Here is a 19,119-nt window from a genome sequence, read left to right as displayed (position 1 = left end):
CGGACCGGATCAGGCGACGGCCTCGTCGGCGTCGTCCGGGGTGTCGTCCGGGCGCAGCGGCAGCGTTTCGAACGCTGCCGGCGGCTCCTGCCAGTGCGTCGCGGACGCGCCGGCCTCGATCGCCCGCCACACCCGCTCCGGGGTGGTCGGCATGTCGACGTGCCGGACCCCGAGGTGCTTGAGCGCGTCCACCACGGCGTTCTGCACCGCCGGGGTCGAGCCGATGGTGGCGGACTCGCCGATTCCCTTGGCGCCCAACGGGTTGTGCGGGCTCGGGGTCTCGGTGTTCGACACCTCGAAGGACGGCAGGTCCGCCGCCGACGGGATCGTGTAGTCGGCGAGGGTGCCGGTCTCCGGGTTGCCGTCGGCGTCGAAGGTGACCTGCTCCCACAGCGCCTGCGCGATGCCCTGCGCCGCGCCGCCGTGCTGCTGGCCGCGCACGATCAGCGGGTTGAGCACCCGGCCGCAGTCGTCCACCGCGACGTGTCGCAGCGGCCGGACGAACCCGGTCTCGGTGTCCACCTCGACCACCGACACGTGCGCGCCGAACGGGAACGTCGCGCCGCCGGGCGCGAAGTCGACGTTCGCGGCCAGCCGGTCGCCGTCGTCGGCGGCGGCGCGGGCGAGCTCCGCCCACGCGATCGTCGCGCTCGGCACCCCGGCCACGCCGAGCTCGCCGCCGTCGGTCACCTGGATGTCGTCGACGGATGCCTCCAACCTGGACGCCGCGAGCTCCTTGGCCTTCTGCAGCACGCTGGTGCCGGCCTCCTGCACCGCGCTGCCCGCGATCTGCAGCGACCGGGAACCGCCGGTGCCGCCACCACGCGGCACCTGCGCCGTGTCGGACTGCACGAACTCGATCGACTCCATCGGGATGCCCAGCGTGTCGGAGACGATCATGGCGAACGAGGTCGCGTGCCCCTGCCCGTGCGCGGACGTGCCGACCTTGATCCGGGCGCCGTTCTCGTGCACCTCGACCTCGGCGTACTCGCCCGAGCCGCCGCCGGTGATCTCCACGTACGCGGCCACCCCGATGCCCAGCAGCACCTTCTCACCGGCGGCGATGCGCCGGGCCTGCTCGGCGCGCAGCGCGTCGTAGTCGGCCAGCCGCAAGGCCTCGTCGAAGGGCAGCTCGTAGTCGCCGCTGTCGTAGTTGGCGCCCACCACCGTCTTGTACGGGAAGGACTCCGGCACGAGGAAGTTCTTGCGCCGCAACGCGACCGGGTCCACGTCCAGTTCGGCCGCGGCCAGGTCCATCATCCGCTCCAGCATCGCCGCGGCCTCCGGCCGCCCCGCGCCGCGGAACGCGCCGGTCGGCGTGGTGTTGGTCATCGCGGCGACGGCGTCGTAGCTGATCTTCGGGATCTGGTAGACGCCCTGCGCCATCATGCGCGTCGAGCCCATGGCCAGGATGCCGCCCCAGCCCGCGTAGGCACCGGAGTCGCCGATCACGCGGCAGCGCAACCCGACGATCGTGCCGTCGCGCTTGAGGCCCAGCTCCGCGAACTGCACCTGCGCCCGGCCGTGCGGCATCGCCTGCATGTTCTCCGAGCGCGTCTCGATCCACCGGACCGGCCGCCCCAGGCGGTTGGCGACCGCGACCGCCACCGCGTGCTCCGGGATCACCCCGGCCTTGCCGCCGAACCCGCCGCCGACGTGCGGGGAGATCACCCGCACCCGCTCCGGCTCCCAGCCGAACGCCTTCGCCACCCCGTCCCGCAGGCCGTGCGGCATCTGCGTCGAGACGTGCACCGTGGCGTCGTACTCCTCGTTCGGGCCGCCCGGCTGCACCGCGATCGCGTTGCCCTCCAACGGAACCACCGCGACGCGCTGGTTCTCGATGCGGGCCCGGACCACGACGTCCGCCTCGGCCAGCACGTCCGCCCCGGCCGCGTCGCGATATCCGGCGGCCACGTTCGAACCCAGCTCCGGGAACTGCTGCTCCGCAGCGGGGTCCAGGGCCTGCTCCGGATCGGCGACGGCGGGCAGCGGGTCGTAGTCGACGTCGACCAGCTCGATCGCGTCGGCAACCGCCGCGGCGCTCTCGCCGACGACCACGGCGACGGCCTCGCCGACGAACCGGACTCGGTCGGTGGCCAGCGGCGGCCGCGCGCACTTCGCGTTGAGCTCGATGAACGGCGGAGGAATCGGCACGTCCAGGTCGGCCGCCGTGAACGCCGCGACGACGCCCGGCGCGGCGGCGGCCGCGGTGACGTCCACATTGCCCAGCCGCGCGTGCGCGAGCGGCGAGCGGACGAACCCGAGGTGCAGCATGCCCGTCAGTTCGAGGTTGCCGACGTAGGTGCCCCGACCGCGGAGCAGTTCCGGGTCCTCGACCCGTTGGACTTCGGTCCCCAGCAATGAACCCACCATGTTCGAAACCCTATCCGTCCCGTCGTCGGCAAGCACCGGAAATCCGGTTGCGGTCGGGGCCCAACGCCGAACACCCGCCGGAAATTCCCGCTGCGTCCGGAATCGGGCGGCACCGGAACCGGCCGAGCCTGGTGAGCCCTCGTGAGCGGCTTGGTCCGCGATGGCGAACAGCCTCTTGTTTCCCTGCCGTTATCCAGGTTCTGGCGAGCGCCCCAGCTCCGCGCGGACTGGGCGGTGCCCGCGAAGACTGCACTGGCCCTGGAATGGGCGGTTATCCTGGCAGCATGGCTCGGCAGCTGGTCACGAACAGGTTGCTCTTGCGGAGCTGGCGCATCGAGGACGCAGAAGCGGCGCTCGACGTGTACGGCAGCGCCGAGGTGACGCGGTGGCTGAGCCCGATCATGGAGACGGTTCCGGACCTTGTGGCCATGCGCCTGTTGTTGCGGCAGTGGATCGCCGAGGACGTCAGAGCCATCCCGCCCGTGGGACGTTGGTGCATCCAGCGACGCGAGGACGACCGTGTGATCGGTGGTGCGTCCCTGCTGCCGCTGCCGCCGGGCAATCAGGACCTTGAAGTGGGCTGGCACGTGCATCCGGAACTCTGGGAACAGGGTTACACCGGTGAGGCGATGTTCGCGCTGGTTCGGTGGGCGTTCGAGCACGAGGTCGATGAGCTTTTCGCGGTGGTCCGGCCGGACAACGTCCAGGCTGCGGAGACGGTCCGCGACAACGGCATGGAATGGGCCGGGGAGACCGACAAGTACTTCGGGCAGACCGTGGAGCTCTACCGGCTTCGGCCGGCTGACCTGGACCGGTTGGCGCCGCGTGCGGACCTGCCGCCTGGCTACCGCGCGCAGTGATGACGGGGCCCCGACGGTCGCTTTCTGCTTTTTCCGGTCCCGGAAGCGTAGGGTTGCGGGTAGCTGGCTGAACTGGTTGCTCCTGCAATCGACAGGGCTGCTCCCACCACGTCACCCGTTGACACGACGCAGGGCCGCTCTCCTCACAGCTCTAGCGAGCCGAGCGACCATCCTGTTCGGCTTGGATCGGATCATTTCATGACCATCCGAACGACCGCGCGTGCCCTGCAACGCCCGGGACCTCTTCTTGCCCCCGCTGAAATGCCCGTGCCAACGTCGTCTGGCCTGCACTTGGAAGCCATCAAGTTCGGATCCACTCTTCGGCTCCGCCTCACCTACCCCAGCCACGACGTGGTCGTGCTGACCGCGACCGGCGAAATCGATACCGCAACGGCCCCACGAGTGGCCGCCCTGCTGTGGCCTCGGCTGCTGACCAAGCTGTCGACCGTTGTACTGGACCTCAGTGGCGTGACCTTCCTGGGCGTGGCGGGGTTGGAACTGATCACCGCCGCCCTCGCCTACGCGCCCCACCGAGACGTGGAGTTCATCGTGGCCGGCGGTTCCACCGCCGTCGAACGAGCGTTGCGCGCAGGCGGGCTGGACAGGTCCAGCCCGGCCCCTCTCACGGTCTGAACCATCAGACGTTCTGAACAACAACGAGGCGGCTCGCCAACTCTTCAACGAGTGCTCGACGGACTCACCACCGAACACGTCAACCTGAGAAGCCTTCGGTCACCGTTCGAGGCGAGAGCTCTCTTTCGCTGCTGCACTCCCCGATCCACGCGACGCCCGATCAACTCGGCGTCCGGCGGGGCACCACCTCACTGGCCCAAGGTCGTAATGCCCTGTGCTTCCAACCCGCCGCATCCGCATGCTGAGGCGAGAAGGACGAAGGTACCGAAATGGACGGTTTCGTGATCCGGTACGGGGCGCAAGACTTCGAGGCGCGGCTATCGGTCACCCGGTCGGTCGGCGGGATCTGGCGGCTCACGTACAGCCTGCCGGGTCATGCCGACGTGAACGTCGGGTTCGACACCGAGGACGAACTACGCCACGAGATCAACACCGTCTTGGCAATGTCGATGGAACCGGCGATCGACCCCTCTGCTGAAAACCTCTAACGGCGGGGCCGCACGCCAGGCGTCCGTCCAAAGCGGCTGTCCGGGTGCCGGGGCCGTCCCGGATGTGGTCAACGCCTACCGCCTCAATGCCGGGGGACCATGCGGCGCGGCCGGACCGGGCGCGGCGTCGACTCCACGCCGCACAGGATGATGAAGCCGAGCACGGCCAGGCCCGCGTGCAGGAAGTTCTCGGCCGGGTGCAACAGCAACGGCGTTCTCCCTTCGCCCGCAGTGCTTTCCGCCGTGCCGTAGACGAACAGCATCACGCCGCCGACCATCTGCACCGCCGCGAACAGCGCCGCCCCGCGCCGCCACGGTGCGGCGACCAGCGCGAGCACACCGGCGATCAGCAGCAGGACGCTGTGCGCGGTGTTGAGGTGGAAGACCACCAGCACCGGGACGGCTCCCGCCTGCCGACCGGCCAGTCCCAGCGCGCCGAGCAGGATCAGCAACAGGCCTTCCGCGCCCAGCAACAACTGCCAGCGCATCAGCGGGCGCTGCCATCGCGAGCGGGAAACCATCGGGCACCTCCGGACGCGCTCGCCTCCCGAATGCCCGCCGTGGGGCGATCGAAAACCTCCGCGAACCGTGCTTCCCAGTCCGTTGACCGGCCCCGTTCGCAACTGTAGTTTTCACATCCACAAATAAAGCTTCACAAATGTGAAATTTCGAGCACAAGGGAGTGCCCGATGGGAACATCGGTCGCCAGCGGCGACGATCCGTACGTTCTCACCGCGGACGGCGTCAAGGAACCCCCCAAGGGCTGGAAGTCCAGCCTCCGCTATCTCGGCCCGGGCCTGATCGTCAGCGCCTCGATCGTCGGTTCCGGCGAGCTCATCGCCACCACCGCGCTCGGCGCGGAAGTCGGTTTCGCCCTGCTGTGGATGGTGATCCTGTCCACCGCCGTCAAGGTGGCGGTGCAGGCCGAGCTCGCCCGCTGGACGATCATCACCGGCAAGCCCGCGCTGACCGGGTTCAACCAGGTGCCGCCGAAGATCGGCCGGGTCGGCTGGATCAACCTGCTGTGGATGATCATGGCGCTGTCGAAGCTGCTGCAGGTCGGCGGCATCGTCGGCGGCACCGCGGTCGCGATGAGCCTGCTGATCCCGGTCGGCGGCGAGCCGCTCGGCGCCACCTCGCTGACGGTGTGGACGATCATCATCGTCGTCGGCAGCATCGCGCTGCTGTACTCCAACAACTACAACCTGATCGAACGCGGCGCCTTCGCGCTGGTGGCGGTGTTCTCGGTGGCCACCGTGGTGATCGCGCTCGGCCTGCCGTTCACGCCGTTCGGCTACAGCGGCGGCGACCTGCTCAGCGGTCTCACCTTCACCATCCCGGTCGGGGCCATCGGCGCCGCGGTGGCGATGTTCGGCATCACCGGCGTCGGTGCCGACGAGATCACCTTCTACACCTACTGGTGCGTGGAGAAGGGCTACGCGCGCTGGGTCGGCCCGAACGACGGCAGCGAGGCGTGGCAGAACCGCGCCCAGGGCTGGATCAAGGTGATGTACAAGGACGTCTTCCTGTCCTGGGTCATCTACACCTTCAGCACCCTGGCGTTCTACCTGATGGGCGCGGCGGTGCTCAACCCGCAGGGCCTGGTGCTCAAGGGCAACGAGATGATCACGACGCTGTCGCAGATGTACACCGACGTCATCGGCGAGTGGGCGGCCGTGGCGTTCCTCATCGGCGCGATCGCGGTGCTCGGCTCCACCCTGTGGGCCGCGATCCCCAGCTGGGCCCGGATGTACGTCAACGTCCTGGCGGAGCTGGGCATCATGGACTGGAAGGACGCCCGCTCCCGGCAGAAGTGGATCCGCGGCTTCACGGTGGCGCTGCCGATCCTGTGGGGCGCGGCCTACCTGTTCGTCAACTCGCCGGTGGTGATGGTGCAGATCGGCGGCATCATGACCGGCATCTTCCTGCCTGCGGTGGTGATCGCGACCTGGTACCTGCGCAACACCCAGGTCGACAAGCGCCTGCACGGCTCGAAGGCCTTCAACACCCTCCTGGTGATCAGCAGCATCGCGATCAGCCTGCTGGGCGTCTACAGCCTCCTCAGCGTCTTCGGCGTCTCCTTCGACTGACAAACGAGGCCAGGGGCACCCGCAATGGGTTCCGGCGGTCGCGGGTGCCCCTGGTCCACTACTTCAGGCTGTAACCACCGTCCACGGCAACGACCTGTCCCGTGACGTAGCTGGCCTCCGCGGATGCCAGGAAAGCGATCACGCTCGCGATCTCCCCTGGCTCGGCAATCCGGCCGAGCGGGGTCTGATCGCGGAACTTCGCCAGGAGCTCCTCATCCGCCCCCCGCGTCATGTCCGTCCAGACATTGCTCGGCGCAACGCCGTTGACCCGGACAGCCGGCGCCAACTGCTTCGCGAACGCCTTGGTCAAGGTGACGAGACCGCCCTTGGCCACGGAATAGGCCAGCACGGGCGCCTGGCCGAGCAGCCCGTAGATCGAGGTGACGTTCACGATCGCCGCACCATCACTCGCCTGCAGCAGGGGCACCATCAAACGCGTGACCAGCCACGCGGTCGTGAGATTCGCCCGAATCGCGGCTTCCCACGCTGCCACGGAGACGTCCCACCCCGCGGGGCGGGCCAGTTCCCCCACGTTGTTGACCAGCACGTCCACTCGCCCGAAACGGTCCTCGACCTGGCTCACCAAGGCCTGAGCGCAATCTTCGTCGGCAAGGTCTCCGACGAAGAGCATGCCGCGCTGCGGCCCGACTTCGTCGGCGACCTGCTTCCCGCTGTCCGCATTGCGATGGCAGCAGACGACGACCTTCGCCCCCTCCGCCGCGAACTTCAGCGCGCTGACGCGGCCGATGCCCCGCGAGGAACCCGTCACCACCACAACACTTCCGTCGAATCGCACGCGCTCTCCGTTCACCCTGCCGACGCCCGACCGCCGGGTGCCGTGCCGGTAGATCTCTTCGACCACGTTCCGCGGCACGCGGGGGGGCGTGCCGTCCTCCTCAGTCCGCCGCTTCCTCGGCCGACGGATCGAATGGAGGCACGTTCACGACAACGTACTCCGCCTTCCCCACCAACGAATGCCGCGTCGTCTTCGGCACGAAAACGGCATCTCCGGAACTCGCGACGAATGTTTCGGAGCCGACCGTGACCTCCACCTCCCCGTGGATGATGTAATACGCGCGGTCGCTGAGCTTGCTGATGCTCGGCGGATGCACACCATCCAAATTCACGGCCGCAACGCTGACAGTTCTCTCCGGGCCGGCAATGAGATTCCGGATCGTCACACCCGAAAAGCTGCGCTCGACACCGTCAGCACCAGGGAAGTAGTACGCCACGAGATCTCCAACCACTCGCACACCTCGGACTAAATTTCAAGGCAGTCAACGATATCACCGTACAATCGCTTCTTGTCCGCACTGGAACAGGAACTTCGGATGTAGGAATACTCGGGTTCGCAGGGTTTCTTCCGCGCATTTCGCGGCGGAGGCGCATCGCCCCCGAGGCCGCTGCCGTTCATCGCGGTGACGATGAGGTCGTCGTTCACCTGACGCGTCCAGTGGAACGTGTTGCTCCCGATCTCGTAGCTGGCGCCGGCCGCGAGCTCGTCCGCGCGAACCAACTCGACGCTCACCGCCTCGTCGACAGACCTGGCCCGGGACACCCCATCACCGTAGGAGACCTCGAAAAGGGCGTGGTCGCCGTGCGGATCACTGCTCACCTCATAGGTCTCATTGACGAATCGCCCATGCAGAACATTGCTGCGCAAATGCCAGCCATGGGAGTGGCAGACGTGCTGCGGAAATTGCGGCCGGCTCAGTTCCGGATGCCACACGTGAATCCTAGGACGATCTCCGCCAGGCCAAGTCGAATCCCACACCAAAGATATGTTGATAAACCCCAACGGGTGCCACATCGCGGTCAGGTTCTCACTCTCCGAAGCCCGGAGCAGACGCGTCAAATGGGCAACGATCTCGTGGTGGTCGCCACCATCGACGATGGCACGAGCGAGTTTCCGCTGGTCATCCATGGAGCTCCTTTCCAATGCCGGAGGTGCCTGGTCACTCCAGATCGCGTTCTTCGAGCATCCGCACCACAGCTGCCAGCGCGAGCAGTCCGTCCCGGGTCGGCCAGGTGTGCATGATCGTGTCCAGGTACTGGAAATGCCCGCCGCGGTACGACTTCATCAAATTGGCGACGGCATGCGCGATCCGGTCGTCGTCCGCCGCATCGCCGACCGCGGCGAGTCCGAGAACGCCGTACGCGTCACCGAACCGCGTAACGGTGTGCCCGGTAGGCCGGTCGACCGCCGACGGCCAGCCACCGGCATCGGTCATCGAATCCCGGAGGTGGTGGGCAGCGGCCTGCGCCATGGACCGTTGCTCCAACCGGGCGAGGGTGAAGCCGACCAGGCCGGTCACCGCCGCCCTCGAATCGTCGCCCGCCCGTGATCCCCAACCACCGTCCTCGTTCTGGGTCGTGCCGATCCACCGCAACCCGGCCTGGATCGACTCGCCGATCCGGTCTGCTTGCTCTGCGAGAGCCTCGACTTCGTGCAACGCGAGGAGGCCGAAGCACGTCGTGGCCGTCCAACTGCACTCCGCCCGGGGCGCCCAGCTCCATCCGGCATCCGGTTCCTGGCGGAGGAGCAGCCACTTCGCCAGCGACTGCACGGCCGTGAGGTAGTTCTCGTCACCGGAATCCCGCAGGCCCCGACAGCAAGCGATGAGCGTCTGCGCGGTCGCATCCACGATCGAGCGGTCACCACGACGAGTGATCGGGATACCGCCGTCCTCGTTCTTGTTGTCGAGCACCCACGTCAACGCGCGCTCCAGCCAGATGGCATCGCATCTCGTCGTGGTTTCCGATATCGCCCAGACCAGGCCCGCCGTGCTCCAAGTGCAACTCCGCGATCCTTTTCCGTCCGTCGGCAAACCGCCGTCCGCATTCTGAACCCGCTGCACCCACAGCCGCGTCGCGTCGAGAGTGGCGGTGACATCGGCGAGGCGCAGCGGGATCGCGTTGAACACGACCGGACGCCGGTCACTTCGATCGCGAACCGGGCCCGGCTGAACGGTGCGAGCACCCACCACTCCACCGGCCGCGGGCGGTCGCGCGCGCGAAACGGTTCCGCTGCCGATTTCGCCCGGCCGGACCGGGCCCGCGGCCACCGCCCGATTGCCGGGCGGAGTCGCTGTGCGACCGCTTTTCGAATGATCCTGCTCGTGCTTCTCGTACCAGGACAAGATGCCGACGAGCACCGTCAGCACGACGACACCCATCCACGGCCACAAGGCACCAGGCTGGTTGGTGGCCACGTTGATGAGAAGGGCCACCGCCGACGTCACGACTGCGGTGATCAGCGGTCTGGCGACGGGACGCATCCGGCGGATCGGGCTAGGCGTGCGCATCACCACCCCCAGAACAATCGCCGATCCATGCTAGGCGATCAGATCCGGCACCGTCCCGAACTTCGACTGTCCGCCAACGCTGCGAACCCGAACAGCGCAACAGATCCGATGGGGGTGAGAACAGACTGGCGCATGCATTTACGCCAAGAAGCGCAACGGCCGGCCCCGGCGCCGCACCGGCTCCCGGCACGATGGCACGACTCGGCCCGCTGGCGAATCCGGGGCGGGCATGCGACGGGCGCCGCTGTTCCAGCGGCGCCCGTCGTCATGGGTCAGCGGGGGGCCATGCGGATGGCGCCGTCCAGGCGGATCGTTTCGCCGTTGAGGTACGGGTTCTCGACGATGTGGCAGGCCAGCGCGCCGAACTCGGCGGGCTCGCCGAGGCGTTTCGGGTTCGGCACCGAGTCCTCCAGCGACTTGCGCACGTCCTCGCGCAGCCGCCCCAGCAGGGGGGTGTCCATGATGCCCGGCGCGATGGTGCACACCCGGATCGCCTTGCTCGCCAGGTCTCGCGCCGAGCACAGCGTCATGCCGACGATCGCCGCCTTCGACGCGGTGTAGGCGATCTGCCCGATCTGCCCGTCGAACGCGGCCACCGACGCGGTCAGCACGATCGCGCCGCGCTCGTCGTCGACGGCGTCGTGCTTCGCCATCCGCGCCGCGCCGAGCCGCAGCGCGTTGTAGGAGCCGACCAGGTTCAGCTGGATGACGTCCTCGAAGGGTTCCAGCGCACCGGGCCGGCCGTCCTTCTCCACCAGCCGGATGCGGGCCCCGCGCCCGGCGCAGTGCACCAGCGCCCGCAGCGGGCCGACCTCGTCCGCGGCGTCCAGGGCGGCGGCGAACTGCTGCTCGTCGGTGATGTCGGCGGCTGCGAAGCGCGCGGCGTCGCCGAGTTCCTTCGCGACCTCGGCGCCCTGCGACGTCGGTAGGTCGATGATGGTGACCTTGGCCCCCGCCTTGACCAGCTTCTGGGTGGTGGCGAGCCCGAGACCGGACGCCCCGCCGGTCACCGCCGCCGAAATGCCTTCCAGGCGCATGCGCAGATCCTTTCCACACCGGTGTGCTCGGCCCATTCAAAGCACGCCCTTCGACGCCGGTCAAAGTCCGGTTCGCGAACGGAATCGAAGGCCCGGCCTATATCCGGTGGACAGGCCGGTGAGAATGCATCACGTGAACCAGCACTGGACCGTCGAACCTGTCGCCGTGGACGAACCCGTGGTCGTCGCGCTGCTGCGCGAGTACATCGACGAGGTCGCCAGCCGCTACTTCGGGCGCCCCGCCACCGCGGCCGAGATCGACGAGACGATCGCGGAAGATCCCAACGACGGCCTGCACCCGCCGGAAGGCGTGTTCCTGGTGGCCCGCGGCGCGGAACCGTTCGGCTGCGTCGGGATCCGCCCGATGGAGCCCGGCATCGCGGAGCTCAAGCGGATGTACGTCCGGCCGCAGGCCCGCGGCCTCGGCGTCGGCACCGGGCTGCTGGCCGCCGTCGAGCGGCACGCGAGGGACCTGGGGTTCCGGTCGATCCGCCTGGACACCCGCAACGATCTCGTGGAGGCCCGGAACCTCTACGCCAAGAACGGCTTCGACGAGATCCCGGCGTTCAACAACGGCCCCTACGCCGAACACTGGTTCGAGAAGAAGCTGTTGTGAGCGGGCGAGTCGAGCGCCTGACGGTCGCGGATGCCGGCGAAGTGCTGACGCTGCAACGCGCGGCGTACGTGACCGAGGCGCAGGCCCACGACGACGTCCGGCTGCCGCCGCTGCTGCAGACCCTCGACGACGTGCGCGCCGACCTCGCCCGGCCGTCGTGCCTGGCGTGGGGCTGCCGCGAGGCGGGGCGGCTGGTCGCGTCGGTTCGCGTGGAGCTCCACGGGGCGACGGCGGAGCTGGGCCGGTTGATGGTCGCGCCCGACCGGCAGGGCCACGGCCTCGGCACCGGCATGCTGCTGCACGCCGAGCGGAACCTCCCGGCGCAGGTCGAGGCGATCGAGCTGTTCACCGGCGAGCACAGCACCGCGAACCTGCGGCTCTACCGGAGCATGGGCTACGTGGAGACCCACCGGAGCCCGGCAGGGCACTACGAGCTGATCCACTTCCGCAAGGGCCTGCGATGAGCACGGCGGGCGGCATCAGGCCGCAGGTGATCCGGACCGAGCGGCTCGACCTGATGCCGCTGCGCATCGACCACGCCGCGGAGATGTCGAGCGTGCTGGCGGATCCGGAGCTGTACGCCTTCATCGGCGGCGCCCCGCTCACGCCCGAGGAACTGCGGACCCGCTACGAGCGGATACTCGCCGGCTCGCCGGATCCCGAGGTGTCCTGGTGCAACTGGGTGATCCGGCTGTCCGGCGAGACGGGCCTCGTCGGCACGGTGCAGGTGACGGTGAGCCCGGCCTACCCGGGACCGATCGCCGAGATCGCCTGGATCGTGGGCACGGAATGGCAGAAGCGGGGCATCGCGACGGAAGCGGCGCGCGGCCTGGTGGACTGGCTCCGCCGGAAACCGGTGCGCGCGGTCCTCGCCCGCATCCACCCGGACCACCACGCATCGGCGGCGGTGGCGACGGCGGCAGGCCTGCAGCCAACGGACCAGTGGTACGACGGCGAACGAGCCTGGCACCTGATCGTCGACCAACCGGCGAGCTAGATCGTTTTCCACCTCCGCGCGCCGACGAGCTGCGATACTCCTCTGCGTCTCGCGGAACCGGAGGTGGCGTTGACCCAGGCGGTGACCACGCGGTTCGTGGTGCTCAACGACCAGCCGGTGGAAACCGGCGAGGACGACCTGCTCGACGCCGCGGCCACGGCACGCTCACTGGTCGACCTCATCACCGACTCCCACGTCTCCACCCCGTTCACGGTTGCCATCGACGCCGGGTGGGGCATGGGCAAGAGCAGCTTGATGCGGCTGATGCGGGCGCGGCTGGAGGAGCGGGGCACCCCGACGGCCTGGTTCAACGCGTGGACCTCCGGCGCCGACGCGCTGGAAGTGCTGATCAAGTCGGTGCTGCTGAACTTCGACCGCAACATCGTGCGGCGGGCCTACCACCGGCTGGCGAAGCGGCGCCGGGCCGTGCGGGTGGTCCGGCTGCTGCTCAAGGTGGTGCTCCGGTTCTTCGGGGTGCACCGGCTGGTGGACGAGCTGTGGCGGCAGCTGTCGGTCGATGCCAAGTCGCGCAACGAGATCCGCGACGTCGTGCACGACATGGCCAAGGACTGGGCGGACGGCGGGACCTCGCCCGGCCGCCAGCTCGTGGTGTTCATCGACGACCTCGACCGCTGCTCCGGCGACGTGGTGCTGGCGGTGTGCGAGGCGATCAAGCTGTACCTGGACGTGCCGGGGCTGGTGTTCGTCATCGGCTGCGACCAGGCGGTCCTGGCCCGCAACATGCAGGAATCCGGCGGCTCGGCGGGGCATGCGCTGGGACACCTGGAGAAGATCGTGCAGGTCTACTACCGCACGCCCGCGCCCGACCAGGAAAGCGTGCGGCGGCTGATCGACGGCTTCGCCGACCGGTCCGGCACGAAGGAGCTGTTCGGCGACGGCGTGACCGCGCTGATCGCCCAGCGCACCAGGCGGAATCCGCGCCGGATCAAACGGCTGATCAACAGCTTCGTCCTCGAATACCACCTGAACCGGGACTGGCAGCGCTTCGGCGCGTCCGCGCTGGTCCGCGTCATCCTGCTGCAGCACTTCTACCCCGAGTTCTACCGGAGCCTGACGAGCACCGATGACCGGGACATCGTTTCGGAATTCCTGGCCTACACCTCGGTTCGCGAGCACTGCAAGGCGGGCAACCACCCGGGTGACGACGAGTTCTTCACCAACCACCAGGTGGCGCCGCCGCCCGCCGGCGCGGACCACGACGTGCTACTGTCCTCATTGGACAGAATCGAGCAGGAACTGCCCGTCTTCTTCCCTGGATTGGCGACGGATAAGGATTTCGTGTCGCTGATCCGCGAACTCTTCCAGGATGCAGACTTCGACGAACTCCGGGGATATCTGCAGCACGGCCGCCCCGGCGGCCTCTCATCGCCCGGCGCACTCACCGACGACGAATTCATGAATGCATTCTTGCTGAACCGACCAGCGAGAAGTCCCGATGCCGTCAGGTTGCAGGCCACACAGAACGACCTGTGGGCTTTGATGAGCGACCTGCGCGGCCCGAACGACCCACAAAGCCTGCGAGATCTGCTACACCAGAACATCGACGCGGTGAACGCATGGCCGACCCTCGTCCAGCCGGGAGATGACAAGTCCTCCCCACTCCTCCGTGTTTTGTGGATCGACGACTCCTTTACACCTGACCTTACGGACGACGCGAAGCTCGACCTGATCGCCGGCGCACACAGCCGAGGCGTCCGGGTTTTCCAGACAGGGATCGGCGACCTGGAATCCACGAAATTCGTTATCCAGCGATTCAAACCCGGCCTACTGATCTCGGACATCACCCGCGACGGCGACCCGAACGCGGGGCTGGACGACCTCGCCGCGCTGCGATCCGACGGGATCTACGACGGCCCCGTCATCTTCTACACCAGCAGGGTCACCCCGTCCCGCGTCAAGCGCGCCGAGGAGCTCGGAGCGCTGGGCGTCACCGCCGATCCCCGCGAGCTCATGTCCTGGATCGAGCGTGTCGTGGCCGACCGCGATACCGCTCAGGACTGAGCCGCCTCGGCCGGGACGTCGCCTCCGTCTGCGAGTTCCGGGAGCCAGCGGAGGGCCTCTGGCACCGGGTCCGTTCCGCGCATCGCGTGGTGGAGATACGTCTTCGCCACCAACAGCTTCCGGTATCCCGCACCGCTCCTGGCTTCGTGGTCCGCCTGCTCGAACAACAGCGACGCGATCGTCGTGCACGCCGCCAGCGTCGTGAAGTCGCCGCACATCGCCTGGGCGTACTCGTCGGATTCCGACAGCAGGGACTTGCCCAGGGTTCGCAGCCCCTCCACCTCGACGAGGAGTTGCCCGGCCGCCGCCGCGACGTCCGCGTCCGCGATGCGTTCCAGGCGCTGCTGGGCCGCGTCCGCCAGGAGTTCATGGGCGTTGTCCTTGCGGATGCAGCGCAGGACGTCCAGCGCGATCACGTTGCTGGAGCCTTCCCAGATCGAGCCCAGGTGCGCGTCGCGCAACAGGCGCGGGTTGACCCAGTCCTCGATGTAGCCGTTGCCGCCCCGGATCTCCATCGCCTCGCCGGTCACCTCGCGCGCCAGCTTGCACAGGTGGTGCTTGCCCAGCGGCGTCAGCACCCGGATCAGCCGGCGCGCCTCGGCGTCCCCCGCGTCCGCCCGGTCCAGCGTCGCCGCCGCTTCCAGCACGAACCCGAGGCCCGCCTCGGTGTGCAGCATCATCGGCAGCAGCGTTCGCCGCATCAGCGGCTGGTCGAACAGCGGCTTGCCGAACGCCACCCGCTGTCGCGTGTGGACGATCGACTCGTGCAGCGCGCGCCGCATCAGCGCCACCGCGCGCATCGCGTTGGACAGCCGCGACACGTTGACCATCTCCGCCATCTGCACGAAGCCGCGCGAGAGGTCGCCGACCGGCAGCGCGTAGCAGTCCTCCAGCGTCACCTCCCCGCTGGCCATCGAGCGGGTGCCGAGCTTGTCCTTGAGCCGGTCGATCCGGTAGCTGTTCCGGCTGCCGTCCGGGCGAAGCCTCGGCACCATGAACAGCCCGAGCCCCTTGGTGCCCGCCGGCCCGCCGGGAACCCGGGCCAGCGTCAGGATCACGTCCGCGTTCACGTTGGAGGCGAACCACTTCTGGCCGCGCAACGTCCAATGCGACCCGCTCGGGGTGGCCTCCGTCGCGGTCTGGCCGACGTCGCTGCCGCCCTGCTTCTCCGTCATGAACATCGCGCCGGTCAGCAGCGAGTCGAACCGGGGCGAGCTCAGGCCGTCGATCTCGCGCTCGAAGACCGCCTCGTCGCCGAACCTGCGCAGCACCCGCGCCGCCGAGTCGGTCATCGAAACCGGGCAGAACAGCCCGAACTCGGACTGCACGAACACGTACGACAGGGCGTACTTGACCACGTGCGGGATCTTGGTCGGCCAGCCGTGCACGCCCGGGCGGTGCGACATCGCGGCGAAGCCGAACCGCTCGAACGCCAGCCGCGACATCTCGGCGTACGCCGGGTGGTAGACGACCTCGTCGACGCGGTCGCCCGCGGCGTCGTACTGGCGCAGCCGCGGCGGGTTGACCTCGGCGACCGCGGCCAGCCGGTCCAGCTCGCCGGCTGCCACCTCGCCGACGTCGCGCAGGAGCGGCTCGACGCGGTCCAGCTGGTCGACGTAGCGGGCCAGCAGCGGGCGCAGGGCGGGATCGAGGTCGGCGAAGTTCATGCCCAGCACGTTTCCACCGGGTCGCGGGGCTGTCCAATACGGAATCGGCGCCGCGCTGAGACCACCGGCGACTCAATGCGTTCCGCGATGCGGAAGCGCGCCGGGTGCGGCAGCGGGTCGGCGCGGCCTCTACCGTGGGAGCAGGAATCCCGGCGAGCAGGTGGGCGGCGCGACATGACCGAGGCGCAACGGAAACTGGTGCTGATCCGACACGCGAAGTCGGCCTGGCCGGACGACGCCGACGACTTCGACCGGCCACTGGCCGAGCGGGGCCTCCGCGACGCGCCGGCCGTCGGCCGGTGGCTGCGCAAGCACGCCGCGGCGGTCGAGATCGTGCTCTGCTCCCCCGCCGTGCGCGCCCGGCGGACGTGGGAACTGGCGGCCTCGGAGATCCCGGCGGAGCCGGTGCTCAAGCACGACGACCGGATCTACGCGGCCTCGGCCCGCGAGCTGCTGGCCGTCATCCGCGAGATCCCGCCCTCGGTCATGACCGCGGCGGTGATCGGCCACAACCCGGGCCTGGAAGACCTGACGTCGCTGCTCACCGGCGAACCGGCGGAGCTCAAGACCGCGGCGATCGCGCTGCTGTCCAGCGACGCGCCGTGGTCGGAGGTCGCGGAATCCTGGGCTAGCGCCGCGACCTACGCCAAACCTCGCGGCTAGCCGGCCGGGCACCTCCCCGGCGGGAGGTGCCCGGCCGGACCGGTCAGGCGGACTGGACGCCGGGGCGGGTGTCCTCGACGACGTAGCTGGCCCTGGTCGAGATCGGGGCGTCGGGTCGCGAGATGAACGGCACCACCCGGTAGTCGCTGCGCCACAGCTCCGGCGTCAGCGTGCAGCGGACGTAGCCGCGCTGGGCGTTGAAGAACTTCATGTGCGGGTTCGCCGCGAGCATCGTGCGGCCCTCGTCGGTGATGTCCGCGCCGTCGCCGCCGCTGGTGATCGAGGTGCCGACGAACTCGCTGGCCACCGTGGGCGAGCCCGGGTCCTCGAAGTCGCGCTTGAGGTCCCAGGCGTAGTTCTGGTGCCGGTCGCCGGTGATCACCACCAGGTTGCGCACCCCGCGGTCGGCCGCACCCGCCAGCACCGCGTCGCGCTCCGCCACGTAGCCGTCCCACGGGTCCATGAACAGCTTCTTCGCCGGGCCGGCGTCGAGGTCGGTCTCGCCCATCGGCGCCTGGTTGCCGAGGATCTGCCACCGCGACCGGTTCCGGGAGAACCCGTCCAGCAGCCATTCCCGCTGCTGCTCCCCGAGGATCGTGCGGCTCGGGTCCAGCCGATCGGTGCAGTCGTACTTCGAGCCGTCGCCGCAGGGCTGGTCGTCGCGGTACTGGCGGGTGTCGATCATGGTCAGGTCGGCCAGGTCGCCGAACTTCAGCCTGCGGTGCAGGCGGACGTCCGGGCCGCTGGGCATCGCGGTGCGGCGCAGCGGCAGGTTCTCGTACATCGCCTGGAAGGCGGCGGCCCGGCGCTGCAGGAACACCGCGGGATCGGTGTTGTCCTGGGAGATCGCGCCCGCCCAGTTGTTGTCCACCTCGTGGTCGTCCATCGTGACGATCCACGGGAACGCCGCGTGCGCGGCCTGCAGGTGCGGATCGGACTTGAACAGCGCGTACTGCAGCCGGTAGCGCTCCAGGCGCTCGGTCTCCGGCTTGAACTCGGCGCCGAGCGCGACGCCGCGCTTGTTGTCCGTCTGGTCGTACTCGTAGATGTAGTCGCCGAGGTGCACGACGAAGTCGAGGTCTTCGGCGGCCATGTGCTGGTAGGCGGTGAAGAAGCCCTCCCTCCAGTGCTGGCAGGAGGCGAAGGCGAACGACAGCGAGGCCAGCGCGGCGCTGTTCGCGGGCGCGGTCCTGGTCCGGCCGATCGGGCTGAGCTCGCCACCGGCGCGGAAGCGGTAGAAGTACTCGCGGCCCGGCTGCAGGCCGGCGACCTCGGCGTGCACCGAGTGGCCGAGCTCCGGCGTCGCGGTGGCCTCGCCGCGCCGCACGACGTCGCGGAACAGCTCGTCGGTGGACACCTCGTAGCGCACCTTCACCGGTTTGTCCGGCATGCCGCCGGCGCCGTCGGCGGCCAGCGGCTGCGGCGCCAGCCTCGTCCAGAGCACCACGCCGTCGGGCATCGGATCGCCGGAGGCGACGCCCAGCGAGAACGGGTACCCGCCCCGCAGCCGGGTGTCGGCCGCCGCGCTGCTCCACGCTCCCGTCCCGAGCAGCACCGCGGCCGCGCTCGCGCCGCCGAGACCCAGCACCTTGCGGCGATTCAACTTTCCTGACATGCGTCGCTCCATCTGTCGCAAACTGGACAACGCAGCGATCTTGCGCAGCGGGAACGTCCGTTAGGCCGCGAGCAGGCGTCGCGGAGGTGAACGCCGGGCGAGCTGCGGCCGGATATGACCGCCAGCCCGCCCGGTGCCCCGCTACGGCAGGCTGATCGCCACCACGTCGCGCCCGAGGGCGGCGGCCTCGTCGGCGAGCCGGCGCCCCCACGGGTGCTCGTCCGCGTTCATGCCGCCGAGGTCGACGCGGAAGCGCACGACGTTCGGGCCGTGCACGACATCGGCCGTCCCGCCGCGCTCGGCGATCAGCCGTTGCACCTCGTCCGCCGCGTCCGGGCGCACGCTGATCACCATCCGGTCCGAGGTCGGCGCGGCCGGCATCGCCACCGGCGCGGCGGCAGCCCGCGGGGCGTTCGCCGTCTTCGGCCCGGTGATGGCGTTGAACAGCAGTTTCGCCGTGCCGTTGGTGAACGCCCGGTAGTTCGGGTCGAAGCCGAACAGCACCACGCGCCCGCTGCCGACGTTCTCGTCCACCACCGCGCTCTTACCGTGCAGCTGCTCGGCGCCCTCGGCGAAACCGGAGACGTACCAGTCCGGATCGCCGGCCGCCGGGAAGCGCGCCGCCGACGACTGCTCCGGCGCCGACCACACCGTGTCGTACTAATGATCTTTTGGTATTTGGGTGATCTTGGTTCATAGGCGGAGTCCGGTGTGGTCGAGAAAGGAGAAGCACAGTTGGTAGCTGTTGCCTAT

The 19,119-nt window shown here is 69.0% G+C and carries 19 protein-coding genes; 9 read left to right on the top strand and 10 right to left on the bottom strand.

Translation table 11 applies throughout. From position 1 onward, the window contains the following. Nucleotides 1–9: 9 nt before the first annotated feature. Nucleotides 10–2,373, bottom strand: coding sequence for a xanthine dehydrogenase family protein molybdopterin-binding subunit (locus tag BLW84_RS37525; RefSeq protein ID WP_093275730.1), 2,364 nt, complete (start codon nucleotides 2,371–2,373; stop codon nucleotides 10–12). A 284-nt stretch (nucleotides 2,374–2,657) separates the two neighbouring features. On the opposite strand from BLW84_RS37525, the gene BLW84_RS37520 reads away from it, so the two are divergent. The 3 genes from BLW84_RS37520 to BLW84_RS37510 all read left to right on the top strand — a co-directional run bounded on the left by BLW84_RS37520 (nucleotide 2,658) and on the right by BLW84_RS37510 (nucleotide 4,354). Beyond that, nucleotides 2,658–3,233, top strand: a complete 576-nt coding sequence (locus BLW84_RS37520; protein WP_093275726.1) for a GNAT family N-acetyltransferase — start codon at nucleotides 2,658–2,660, stop codon at nucleotides 3,231–3,233. Between the two features lie 267 nt (nucleotides 3,234–3,500). Next, entirely contained in the window at nucleotides 3,501–3,866 is a 366-nt protein-coding gene (locus BLW84_RS37515; protein WP_177226905.1) for an STAS domain-containing protein, read from the top strand. 269 nt (nucleotides 3,867–4,135) lie between these two features. Continuing rightward, nucleotides 4,136–4,354, top strand: coding sequence for a hypothetical protein (locus BLW84_RS37510; RefSeq protein ID WP_093275720.1), 219 nt, complete (start codon nucleotides 4,136–4,138; stop codon nucleotides 4,352–4,354). A gap of 83 nt (nucleotides 4,355–4,437) precedes the next feature. Here the strand turns inward: BLW84_RS37510 and BLW84_RS37505 are convergent, their stop codons facing one another. Next, nucleotides 4,438–4,875: a DUF4383 domain-containing protein gene (locus tag BLW84_RS37505; protein ID WP_093275718.1), complete on the bottom strand. Its 438-nt coding sequence runs from the start codon at nucleotides 4,873–4,875 to the stop codon at nucleotides 4,438–4,440. 168 nt (nucleotides 4,876–5,043) lie between these two features. Here BLW84_RS37505 and BLW84_RS37500 point away from each other — a divergent pair, with 168 nt between their 5' ends. Then, nucleotides 5,044–6,444, top strand: coding sequence for an Nramp family divalent metal transporter (locus tag BLW84_RS37500; protein WP_093275715.1), 1,401 nt, complete (start codon nucleotides 5,044–5,046; stop codon nucleotides 6,442–6,444). Nucleotides 6,445–6,502: 58 nt separating this feature from the next. On the opposite strand, the gene BLW84_RS37495 is transcribed toward BLW84_RS37500, so the two are convergent. From BLW84_RS37495 to BLW84_RS37475, 5 genes are all read right to left on the bottom strand, one after another. Further along, complete coding sequence (locus BLW84_RS37495) at nucleotides 6,503–7,318, bottom strand: SDR family NAD(P)-dependent oxidoreductase (protein WP_177226904.1); 816 nt, start codon at nucleotides 7,316–7,318, stop codon at nucleotides 6,503–6,505. A gap of 22 nt (nucleotides 7,319–7,340) precedes the next feature. After that, nucleotides 7,341–7,676, bottom strand: a complete 336-nt coding sequence (locus BLW84_RS37490) for a cupin domain-containing protein (RefSeq protein WP_177226903.1) — start codon at nucleotides 7,674–7,676, stop codon at nucleotides 7,341–7,343. A 29-nt stretch (nucleotides 7,677–7,705) separates the two neighbouring features. Beyond that, a complete protein-coding gene (locus BLW84_RS46775; RefSeq protein ID WP_143061238.1) occupies nucleotides 7,706–8,368 on the bottom strand; it encodes a hypothetical protein in 663 nt (220 codons plus the stop codon). A 31-nt stretch (nucleotides 8,369–8,399) separates the two neighbouring features. Then, nucleotides 8,400–9,749: a prenyltransferase/squalene oxidase repeat-containing protein gene (locus tag BLW84_RS37480; protein ID WP_143061237.1), complete on the bottom strand. Its 1,350-nt coding sequence runs from the start codon at nucleotides 9,747–9,749 to the stop codon at nucleotides 8,400–8,402. 272 nt (nucleotides 9,750–10,021) lie between these two features. Then, nucleotides 10,022–10,786: an SDR family NAD(P)-dependent oxidoreductase gene (locus BLW84_RS37475; RefSeq protein ID WP_093275699.1), complete on the bottom strand. Its 765-nt coding sequence runs from the start codon at nucleotides 10,784–10,786 to the stop codon at nucleotides 10,022–10,024. 124 nt (nucleotides 10,787–10,910) lie between these two features. On the opposite strand from BLW84_RS37475, the gene BLW84_RS37470 reads away from it, so the two are divergent. The 4 genes from BLW84_RS37470 to BLW84_RS37455 all read left to right on the top strand — a co-directional run bounded on the left by BLW84_RS37470 (nucleotide 10,911) and on the right by BLW84_RS37455 (nucleotide 14,421). Beyond that, nucleotides 10,911–11,402: a GNAT family N-acetyltransferase gene (locus tag BLW84_RS37470; RefSeq protein WP_093275696.1), complete on the top strand. Its 492-nt coding sequence runs from the start codon at nucleotides 10,911–10,913 to the stop codon at nucleotides 11,400–11,402. Further along, on the top strand, nucleotides 11,399–11,866 hold the full coding sequence (locus BLW84_RS37465; RefSeq protein ID WP_093275693.1) for a GNAT family N-acetyltransferase: 468 nt from the start codon (nucleotides 11,399–11,401) through the stop codon (nucleotides 11,864–11,866). The genes BLW84_RS37470 and BLW84_RS37465 overlap by 4 nt, the downstream gene beginning before the upstream one ends. Next, complete coding sequence (locus tag BLW84_RS37460; RefSeq protein WP_093275691.1) at nucleotides 11,863–12,399, top strand: GNAT family N-acetyltransferase; 537 nt, start codon at nucleotides 11,863–11,865, stop codon at nucleotides 12,397–12,399. The genes BLW84_RS37465 and BLW84_RS37460 overlap by 4 nt, the downstream gene beginning before the upstream one ends. Nucleotides 12,400–12,462: 63 nt before the next feature. Next, complete coding sequence (locus tag BLW84_RS37455; protein ID WP_177226902.1) at nucleotides 12,463–14,421, top strand: KAP family P-loop NTPase fold protein; 1,959 nt, start codon at nucleotides 12,463–12,465, stop codon at nucleotides 14,419–14,421. Here the strand turns inward: BLW84_RS37455 and BLW84_RS37450 are convergent. Further along, on the bottom strand, nucleotides 14,412–16,088 hold the full coding sequence (locus BLW84_RS37450; protein WP_093275686.1) for an acyl-CoA dehydrogenase family protein: 1,677 nt from the start codon (nucleotides 16,086–16,088) through the stop codon (nucleotides 14,412–14,414). The genes BLW84_RS37455 and BLW84_RS37450 overlap by 10 nt on opposite strands. 174 nt (nucleotides 16,089–16,262) lie before the next feature. On the opposite strand from BLW84_RS37450, the gene BLW84_RS37445 reads away from it, so the two are divergent. After that, nucleotides 16,263–16,751 (top strand): SixA phosphatase family protein, encoded by a 489-nt coding sequence (locus BLW84_RS37445; protein ID WP_093275683.1) that lies wholly within the window; start codon nucleotides 16,263–16,265, stop codon nucleotides 16,749–16,751. A gap of 43 nt (nucleotides 16,752–16,794) precedes the next feature. Here BLW84_RS37445 and BLW84_RS37440 read toward each other — a convergent pair whose 3' ends face one another. Continuing rightward, entirely contained in the window at nucleotides 16,795–18,366 is a 1,572-nt protein-coding gene (locus BLW84_RS37440; RefSeq protein WP_093275681.1) for an alkaline phosphatase D family protein, read from the bottom strand. A 141-nt stretch (nucleotides 18,367–18,507) separates the two neighbouring features. Continuing rightward, nucleotides 18,508–19,017, bottom strand: a complete 510-nt coding sequence (locus tag BLW84_RS37435) for a hypothetical protein (protein ID WP_093275678.1) — start codon at nucleotides 19,015–19,017, stop codon at nucleotides 18,508–18,510. Between the last annotated feature and the right edge of the window lie 102 nt (nucleotides 19,018–19,119).

Origin of the sequence: Saccharopolyspora shandongensis, from assembly GCF_900106995.1 — a bacterium.
Taxonomy (GTDB): Bacteria; Actinomycetota; Actinomycetes; order Mycobacteriales; family Pseudonocardiaceae; genus Saccharopolyspora; species Saccharopolyspora shandongensis.
Note: the sequence above shows the minus strand (reverse complement) of the source record. Positions and strands in the feature narration are given on the sequence as shown.